Raw genomic sequence first — 7747 nt, 5'->3', positions numbered from 1 at the left:
CCGGTCGGCGGTGCGCTTGCGCTGGGGCTGGCGGGCCTTGCGGGGGGTCTTGACCCGTACCCGCTTGGGCGTGGCGTGCCAGACGCGGCCGGAGAAGGTGATCGTCTCCGGTTCGGCGGCCGGCGACAGCCGGTACCAGGCGCGCGGCTGCCCCAGGTAGCGCAGCTGGGACTCCAGCAGCTCCGTCAGTCGCTTGCCCTCGATGACGGGCCGGGTGGACAGCCAGGTGACGATCCCCGGCGGGACCAGGAAGAGGACGTGCCACGGCATCTCCACGGGCACGCCGACCAGCCAGAGCAGGAGCGACCACGGCACGAACACGCCGACGAACACGCCGATCCAGACGATGGGCAGCGGCATGGGCAGCCGTAGGTCGTACAGCTTGTAGAGCCGCTTCTCGATACGCCAGATGTTCGTGTACGTGGGCAGGTCCACGCGGTCCTCCTCTCCACCCGCTCGTTCATGACCGCGTTGAGGCGGTCCCAACCCTCACTGGATGCCCAGCGCGCCCGCGATCGCCTTGGCGGTCACCTCGATGATGTTGGGCACGTAGAAGATCACGCCGATGGCCACGGCCAGGATCAGGAACTGGACGAATCGCGTGATCTCACGGGTGAAGAGGAAAAACAGCGCGACCACGGACACGACGACGAGGAACAGCGGGGCGAAGAACGCGCGCAGGAACTCGGCGAGTCCTTCGGTGTTGACGCCCGTCGGTGCGGGTGTCGGTGTCATCTCGATGAGATTGAGCACTATGGTTTTCAAGATCACTTCTTGTCCTCCCGGGGGGTGCCGATCAGCAGCGCGGTCGTGCGTCTACCCAACGGCCCTACCGGCACCGCGGATGTCGTCGACGTACCACTTGTCGCCCTGCTTCTCGACAGTGAGGCGATAGGCCTGCTGGAGGCGGCCGGCCACCGAGTCGGGGTTGGTGGCCTCGTCCGCGGGCGGCGTGCCGTCGGGCACGATCCACACCACGACCGCCTGGATCTCACGGGTGGCACCCCCCACAGGCACCACGACACTCTTGAGCTCGCCGAAGGTGAAGGCCCCCGCGAAGGTCGGCAGGCTCGTGCCCGCGGTCACGTAGCGCTGCAGCTCCGCGGTGTTGCCCAGGGCGTAGTAGCGGAAGAAGCCCTCCAGCTGCGGCTTGAGCTCGGCGGCCGCGACGTCGTCGCTCTCGGGCTCGGCCACCTGGGGCAGCTCGGCCGGGGCGGGAGCGGGCAGGATCGCGGGCCAGCCGGAGACGACGAACCTGTCGTCCGCGTAGTAGATCGGCACGGACAGGTGGAGCCTGCGCGACCCCGACTGGAACGCGACAGTGACAACCGCGTTGTTGTCGTCGGTGACCTGGATGTCGTACGGCTGGATCGCCACGGCGCCGAGCTTGCCGTTGCCGTCCCAGCCCATCTGCTGGTCCATGCCGTCGGCCATGAACGCGGCCAGCTTGCCCGACCTGCTCACGGCGTCTTCGGGGCTGAAATTCAGGTAAACCCCGGCGAACTGCGCGGCGAACGCCATGCCGCGGTCCGCCGGGAAGGCGCTGCTGGGCTGCGCAGCCGTATTCGGAGCGGCGGCGTTTTGGCCGGTAAACCGCTCAAAAGGGGCACGGATCCCATTCACCACGATAACCACAATAAGCGCCCAGAGAATGATGCGCCCGGTCCACACCAGCCATCGCCCGCCGCCACCCGACCAACCTCCGCGTCGCGGCCTGCGTGGAGGCGGCGCGTCGAAGTCTTGCTCTGAGCGTACGGAAAGCTCGGGGTCGCCAGCGATCCGAGGACCGTGCTGGACGGTTGACCTACGAGCCATCATGCCTCCGCTCGCGCCAATCCCCCCGGGTGGCGCGGTGTCGTCCGTTGCCGATCCCCATCATCCGCGGTGAAGCAGTCACCCTATCCGGTCTCCGCCATTGTTCCAGGAAAGCCACGCCCATGCTGCAGGCATCGCCGTCCAGGGGCAAACCGAGTGCGCATGGGACGCATCGGAGCGCCGACTTGTGTGCGTTCCCTGCCGAATGGGCATTCGACCAGGCCAGAGACCTAAAAACGCATAACCCGGCAGCCACGAATTCCTGTCCATATAGCGCCAGAGGCACTCTGACCTGCGATTTCTCGCTCAAAACAGGAACGGCCGCCTTGCCCGGCAGCGGGCAGGCGGCACGTCCGTATAGGGGGTCAGGCCGGCTCGGGGTCCTGCTCGCCGACCGGCCGCCGGCGGCTGCGCAGATCCACCACGGTCGGCGGCACCGCGCGCTCCAGCGAGCCGCGCAGCTCCGCCAGCATCACCTTGGCGTCGCCGCCGCGCATGCGGGTGGCCAGTTCCTCCCGCTCGTCGACCTTCCTGCGCAGATACGCCTCACGGTTGACCCGCAGGCCGTACATGAGCTCCACCCTGAGCAGGGCGAGCTCCTCCTCCAGGCTGATGCCCGCGAGCTTGGGCACCGGACGACGTCTGCGGATGATGCGACGGATCATGAGGGCCTCCCGATTCAGCGTGAACGCCGTGACGATTCGACGCGCAAACTCGCCAAGTGGTTGACGCGGAAGTTGTCCCTCAGGCAACTGTGCGGGCGACGAAAACGAACTCCAGGCCCGGCCGGTCGGGCGCGTCGCGCACGTCCTCGATCCGGTAGCCCGACTCGCGCAGGGACCGCTCGACCTCGTCCCGCTCCCGGAAGCGCAGCGTCGAGTCGGAGGTGACCACGGCCCCGTCGGAGGCGAAGACGTACGTGTGCCGGAAGGTGACCAGTCCGCCGGACACGTCCAGCACGTCGCACCAGGTCTCCACCTCGCCGACGCCCGGGAGGCCGGCGCGCCTGAACGTGCGCGCCCGTGTCCACTCCCGCCAGGCGCGCCGTGCCGGGTCGCGGACCTCGAAGACCAGCACGCCCTCCGGCCGCAGCGCCGCCCTGATGCCGCGCAGCGTCGCCCGCCAGTCGTCGTCGGTGAGGAAGACCTGCGCCACGTTCGCCGTCATCGTGGCCAGATCCATCCGCAGCGGCGGCAACGTGGTGGCGTCCCCCAAGATCCACCGCACCGTGCCCGACTTGGCGCGCGCCACCTCCAGCGACGCCTCGGCCGGGTCGACGCCGACGACCTCGACCCCGCGCGCGGCCAGCAGGCACGCGAACGTGCCGGTGCCGCAGCCGACGTCGAGGACCCGCCGCGCGCCGAACTCGGCCACCATCGCCACATAGGCGTCGAGGTCGCGTCGATCGGGATCGAGCGGGTCGTAGATCCGGGCCAGCCGGGGCTCGGCGAAGATCGCGTCAGGCACGGCCCCACGCTAGACGTTGAAGCGGAACTCCACCACGTCGCCGTCGCGCATCACGTAGTCCTTGCCCTCGATGCGGGCCTTGCCCGCCGAGCGGGCGCCGGCGATCGAGCCGACCTCCACCAGGTCGTCGAACGAGACCACCTCGGCCTTGATGAAGCCGCGCTGGAAGTCGGTGTGGATGACGCCGGCGGCCTCGGGCGCGGTGGCGCCCTTGCGGATCGTCCAGGCCCTGGTCTCCTTGGGCCCGGCCGTCAGGTAGGTCTGCAGCCCGAGCGTCTCGAAGCCGACCCGCGCGAGCTGCGACAGGCCCGACTCCTGCTGCCCGACCGACTGCAGCAGCTCCAGCGCCTCCTCGTCGTCGAGCTCCACCAGCTCGGACTCGATCTTGGCGTCGAGGAACACCGCCTCGGCAGGGGCGACCAGGGCCGACAGCTGGGCCCGCAGGTCGTCGTCGACCAGCTCGTCGGCGTCGAGGTTGAACACGTAGAGGAACGGCTTGGCCGTCAGCAGGTGGAGCTCGCGCAGGTCCTCGCCGTCGAGCTGGGCCTCGAAGACGGTCCGGCCGGTCTCCAGGACCTTGAGCGCGGCCTCCGCGGCCTCCAGCGCGCCCTTCTTGTCCTTGTTGTGGCGTGACTCCTTCTGCAGGCGCGGGATCGCCTTCTCGACCGTCTGCAGGTCAGCCATGATCAGCTCGGTGTTGATCGTCTCGATGTCGCGCTTGGGGGAGATCTCGCCGTCGACGTGCGTCACGTCGGGGTCGCCGAAGACCCGGATCACCTGGCAGATCGCATCGGTGTCGCGGATGTTGGCGAGGAACTGGTTGCCCCTGCCCTGCCCCTCGGAAGCGCCCTTGACCAGCCCGGCGATGTCCACGAACTCGACCTTGGCCGGCAGAATCCGGGCCGAGTCGAAGATCTTGGCCAGCACGGGCAGCCGCTCGTCGGGCACGCCGACGATGCCCACGTTGGGCTCGATCGTGGCGAACGGATAGTTCGCCGCCAGGGCGTTGCCGGTCTTGGTCAGCGCGTTGAAAAGCGTGGACTTGCCGACGTTGGGCAGGCCGACGATGCCGATTGAGAGGCTCACGTCCAGCGAGTTTACTTGCTCGCGTGTCGGCGCCGGTCCGGACGGGGCCGGGCTGCCATCATGGATGCGATGGATGTCGTCTCGCTCCTCATCGGCCTGCTCGTCGGCGCGGTCATCGGATTCCTGGTGGCCCGGACCCGGGCGGCGGTGCGGGTGGCCGAGTCCGACGCGCGCGCCAAGGCCGCCGCCGACAAGCTCGTCTACGTCGAGGAACAACTGGCCGAGCGCTTCCAGGCCCTGTCCACCCGGGCCCTCGACGTCAACAACCTCCGGTTCCTGGAGCTGGCCGAGACCCGGATGGCGGCCACCCGCGCCGAGGCGACCGGCGACCTCGACCAGCGCAGGCAGGCCGTGGAGCACCTCGTGGAGCCGCTGAAGGACGCGCTGGCCCGGGTGGAGTCCCAGCTGCGCGACACCGAGTCGGGGCGGCGAGCGGCGAGCGCCGAGCTGACGCAGCAGATGGAGTTCGTCAGGCAGAGCCACGAACAGCTCCGCGCGCAGACGACGGCGCTGGTCCGCGCGCTGCAACGGCCCGAGGCGCGCGGACGCTGGGGCGAGATGCAGCTGCGCCGCGTGGCCGAGATCGCCGGGATGCAGCGCCACTGCGACTTCGACGAGCAGGTCACCGAGGGCGCGATGCGGCCCGACATGGTGGTGCGGCTGGCCGGCGGCAAGAACATCGTGGTCGACTCCAAGGTCTCGCTCGCCGCCTACCTGGAGGCCGCCGAGGCCGGCGACGAGTCGCTGGCCTCCGTACGCCTCGACGCGCACGCCCGCCACGTGCGCGAGCACATCGACCGGCTGGCGGCCAAGAGCTACTGGCAGGCGTTCAACCCGTCGCCCGAGTTCGTGGTGCTGTTCATCCCGGGTGAGGCGTTCCTGTCGCCGGCGCTGGAGCGCGACCCCGGGCTGCTGGAGTACGCGATGACGCGCCGGGTGCACATCGCCACGCCCACCACGCTGATCACGATGCTGCGCACCGCCCAGTACGCCTGGCAGCAGGCCGCGCTCAGCGAGAACGCCCGCGCGGTGTTCGAGCTGGGCAAGGAGCTGTACGAAAGGCTGTCGTCGATGGGCCGCAACGTGGAGTCGCTCGGCCGCTCGCTGACGCGTACCGTGGAGGCGTACAACAAGACGGTCGGCTCCCTGGAGACCCGCGTCCTCGTCACCGCGCGCAAGCTGCACGATCTGGGCGTGGTCGACGGCGAGCTGGCCGCGCCCGAGACGCTCGAGGGCGTGCCCAGGCCCCTGGCCTCCCCCGAACTGCTCGAAACCACGTCTCTCCTCCCGCACACGAACGGTAAGTTGGCCAACGGGTCGCAATAAAGGGGGGCGGGTCCAGTGACCGGGAAAGGCAAGAGATCTGCCGTCAGGCTGACCGCCCGCGGCGCCATCGCGCTCACGCTGCTCGCCACGCTCGCCGGTTACGTGCTGGCCGCGGTCGCCGGCATCGAGGCGCTGGTCGGGGTCGCGTTCGTGGTGGCCTGTCTGCTCGCGGTGATCCTCGTCAACCCGCGCGAGCTGCTGTCGCTGGTCGTCACGCCGCCGCTGGTGTTCTTCGTGGCGACCCTCTTCGTGGAGCTGGGCCGGGCGCTCAGCTCCGTGGGCATCGTGCAGTCGCTGGCGCTGGGCCTCTACAGCTCGCTGTCACGCGGCGCGCCCTGGCTGTTCGCCGGGTCGGCCGTCGTGCTCGGCGTCGCGTGGGGGCGCGGGCTGCGTGACAACGTGCGGGAGCTGCGCGAGGAGCTGCGGGCGGGCGCCGAGGTGCCGCGCCCGCGCCAGCCGTTCGTCCCCGAGCCCGAGGGCTACTTCGAGCCGAAGGTCTACGGCACCCCCCGCAACGACGACTAGCCCGTACGGATCACGTACGGGCGTCGCGTCAGGACGCGCGCAGGTCCTTGCGGAGCTCGTGCGGCAGGGCGAAGCGCATGCTCTCGTGCACCGGCTCGACCTCCTCCACGTCGCCGAACCCGTGGCCGGCCAGCTTCGCGAGCACCTGCTCGACCAGCTCTTCCGGCACGGACGCGCCGCTGGTCACGCCGACCGTGGTGACGCCGTCGAGCCACTCGTCGCGGATGAACGTGGCGTTGTCGACCAGGTAGGAGGCGTCGGCGCCGTAGTCCTTGGCCACCTCGACCAGGCGCTTGGAGTTGGAGGAGTTCTCGGAGCCGACGACGATCACGAGCTGCGACAGGGCGGCGATCTCCTTGACGGCGATCTGCCGGTTCTGCGTGGCGTAGCAGATGTCGTCGCTCGGCGGGTCGATCAGCGTGGGGAAGCGCTCCTTGAGCCGGGCGACGGTCTCGGTGGTCTCGTCGACCGAGAGCGTGGTCTGCGACAGCCAGACCAGCTTGCTCGGGTCCTTCACCTGGACGCGGTCGACCGAGTCGAGGCCGTCGACGAGCTGGATGTGGTCGGGCGCCTCACCGGAGGTGCCCTCGACCTCCTCGTGCCCTTCGTGCCCGATGAGCAGGATGTCGTAGTCCTGGCCGGCGAAACGCTTGGCCTCGTTGTGCACCTTCGTCACCAGCGGGCACGTCGCGTCGATGGTGCGCAGACCGCGTTCCTTGGCCTCGCCGTGCACGGCGGGCGAGACCCCGTGCGCGGAGAACACCACGATCTCGCCTTCGGGCACCTCTTCGGTCTCCTCGACGAAGATGGCCCCCTTGGCCTCCAGGGTCTTGACCACGTGCGTGTTGTGGACGATCTGCTTGCGCACGTAGATGGGCGCGCCGTACTGCTCCAAAGCCTTCTCGACCGCGACGACGGCTCGATCGACTCCGGCGCAGTAACCGCGCGGCCTGGCCACGAGGACTCGGCGGGAAGTGGTGGTCTGGGGCTCCATACTTCTTATGCTACGTGGAACGGCCAGCGGGCCCGAGCGTGCGTGGTTGCCCGCCGTTTGCCAGACTGACCGTCCAATACTGACCTCCCAGGGAGACGTACATGTCCCTCAGCGACGTGATACGCAACATCACCAAGACCGTCACCGACAAGGACGAGATCAAGGGCAGGGCCCGTGACCTGCCGCTCCTCGTCGTCCAGGGCACGCTCAGCATCGCCGGGCAGGCCCTCCTGTTCGTCGACCGGGTGAAGAACTCGATCAAGGGGCTGGCGAGCAAGGAAGAAGAGGAGAAGCAGGAGGGGCACGACTCCCGCCCGCAGGCCGCCGACGCGGTGGCCGTCGAGGAGGACAAGCCGGCCCGCAGGGAGCCGGTCATCTTCGCGCCCCGCCCCGAAGCCGCCTCGCCCAACGGCACCTCCAAGACCAAGCCCGACCCGGTCATCTTCACCCCGGCCGCCAAGCCCGACCCGGAGCCCCAGCCCGCGGCCCCCAAGGCCGCGGGCTGGGGCTCCGGGTCGGGCTTGGCGGCCGGGG

The 7747-nt window shown here is 69.5% G+C and carries 9 protein-coding genes and 1 pseudogene; 3 read left to right on the top strand and 7 right to left on the bottom strand.

Annotated elements, in window-relative coordinates; all coding sequences use genetic code 11:
* The 6 genes from ADY59_RS45635 to ychF form a co-directional block, all read right to left on the bottom strand.
* The coding region (locus ADY59_RS45635) for a conjugal transfer protein (protein ID WP_049577085.1) at positions 1-435 on the bottom strand (435 nt) is incomplete at its 3' end.
* Between the two features lie 54 nt (positions 436-489).
* Complete coding sequence (locus tag ADY59_RS45630; RefSeq protein WP_231619207.1) at positions 490-735, bottom strand: hypothetical protein; 246 nt, start codon at positions 733-735, stop codon at positions 490-492.
* Between the two features lie 81 nt (positions 736-816).
* A complete protein-coding gene (locus tag ADY59_RS45625; RefSeq protein ID WP_231619206.1) occupies positions 817-1521 on the bottom strand; it encodes a conjugal transfer protein in 705 nt (234 codons plus the stop codon).
* 659 nt (positions 1522-2180) lie between these two features.
* On the bottom strand, positions 2181-2480 hold the full coding sequence (locus ADY59_RS45620) for a hypothetical protein (RefSeq protein ID WP_156326146.1): 300 nt from the start codon (positions 2478-2480) through the stop codon (positions 2181-2183).
* 79 nt (positions 2481-2559) lie between these two features.
* Positions 2560-3282: a class I SAM-dependent DNA methyltransferase gene (locus ADY59_RS45615; RefSeq protein WP_049577080.1), complete on the bottom strand. Its 723-nt coding sequence runs from the start codon at positions 3280-3282 to the stop codon at positions 2560-2562.
* A 9-nt stretch (positions 3283-3291) separates the two neighbouring features.
* Positions 3292-4368 carry a redox-regulated ATPase YchF gene (gene ychF, locus ADY59_RS45610; protein ID WP_197094172.1) on the bottom strand — a complete coding sequence of 359 codons (1077 nt, stop codon included), beginning with the start codon at positions 4366-4368 and terminating at the stop codon, positions 3292-3294.
* A 60-nt stretch (positions 4369-4428) separates the two neighbouring features.
* Between ychF and ADY59_RS45605 the strand changes: the two genes are divergently transcribed.
* Positions 4429-5694, top strand: coding sequence for a DNA recombination protein RmuC (locus ADY59_RS45605; RefSeq protein WP_049577088.1), 1266 nt, complete (start codon positions 4429-4431; stop codon positions 5692-5694).
* Between the two features lie 15 nt (positions 5695-5709).
* A complete protein-coding gene (locus ADY59_RS45600) occupies positions 5710-6219 on the top strand; it encodes a DUF6542 domain-containing protein (protein WP_049577076.1) in 510 nt (169 codons plus the stop codon).
* 28 nt (positions 6220-6247) lie between these two features.
* On the opposite strand, the gene ADY59_RS45595 is transcribed toward ADY59_RS45600, so the two are convergent.
* Positions 6248-7213: a 4-hydroxy-3-methylbut-2-enyl diphosphate reductase gene (locus ADY59_RS45595; protein ID WP_049577073.1), complete on the bottom strand. Its 966-nt coding sequence runs from the start codon at positions 7211-7213 to the stop codon at positions 6248-6250.
* A 101-nt stretch (positions 7214-7314) separates the two neighbouring features.
* Between ADY59_RS45595 and ADY59_RS45590 the strand changes: the two are divergent.
* A pseudogene (locus tag ADY59_RS45590) lies at positions 7315-7747 on the top strand (hypothetical protein); the annotation flags it as partial.

Origin of the sequence: Nonomuraea sp. SBT364 (genome assembly GCF_001083785.1) — a bacterium.
Taxonomy (GTDB): domain Bacteria; phylum Actinomycetota; class Actinomycetes; order Streptosporangiales; family Streptosporangiaceae; genus Nonomuraea.
This window is presented reverse-complemented; position numbering and strand designations above follow the sequence as displayed.